Annotated in this window: 1 protein-coding gene; it reads right to left on the bottom strand. The window is 50.5% G+C overall.

What is annotated here, in order from left to right; genetic code table 11:
* On the bottom strand, nt 1–872 hold an 872-nt coding region (locus OKC27_RS22725), incomplete at its 3' end, for an ISAs1-like element ISAs1 family transposase (RefSeq protein ID WP_270806752.1).
* Nucleotides 873–958: the final 86 nt, after the last annotated feature.

Genomic DNA, 958 nt, shown 5'->3' with positions numbered 1-958 from the left:
CGTATATAGTGCCCTAGCAGCTTGTGCTTGGGGGATAACGAGCTGACATAGTAAGAGGTATCTACCGTTCCTTTTCCGTTGGCGCTGCGGTGACGCTCAACGGCAATGATGCTGCGGATTGTCGGCCATTTCTCCGTCAACTCTGGCGGTAATTTGGCTTTTAATTGAAACACATAACGCTCTTCCTGGCGGCCATGTCCACTCTCTTTGTGCTCGACGACAATCTTCTCTTTCTGGGCGTCAAACAGTGACTGGAATTGCGATTGAACCGCTTGATACAGCTTCGGTTGATTATTCTTGACCTGTACCACTACATGAGCCTTCTTCTCGCTGATTTTCTCCAGTGTCTCACGCTGACAATGCAACGCATCGAGTGTGACAACGGCTCCTTTTAGCTCAAGAATGTCCAGCATATCTTTGACGGTTTCGATTTCCCCCTTCTTGTTAGGGGTTGCTTTCTGGCTTAACACCAGCCCATTTTCGGTATCGTAAGCCGTGACCAACTGAAGCGCATCCTTGGCATTTCCCCGAAAGGAGCCGCGTAACACCTTGCCATCAAAGGCAATGATGGGTTTGCCCTGATGAGTGCGCTGTTCATTGACCCAGCACAGCAACGCTTCAAGCAAGGTATCGATGACAATGCAGCGCAGAATGCGGGCAACCGTGTGACGCCGCGGGATGCCGTTGGCAAAGGGGCGATGCTGACGGAGCCAATCGATCTTTGAATCGCCATAGGTTTCGATGTCATTCCAGCCCTCGGCACCACTCATGATGGCACTGATGACAAGGAACATGACATCAACCAGGTTATGTTTACGATTGATCTCAGAGCGAGTTTCTTCGACAAGGGTAAGGTGTTCAATCAACGTCATAGCGCGTGCCTCCTGCATGGAGACGCGATTAGATCACAGACGATCTGCCTGTTCAAATTTCATTAACAAAGTGCGATCCCGCCCTG

The organism is Aeromonas sp. QDB62, assembly GCF_027705695.1.
Lineage (GTDB): Bacteria > Pseudomonadota > Gammaproteobacteria > Enterobacterales > Aeromonadaceae > Aeromonas > Aeromonas allosaccharophila.
This window is presented reverse-complemented; position numbering and strand designations above follow the sequence as displayed.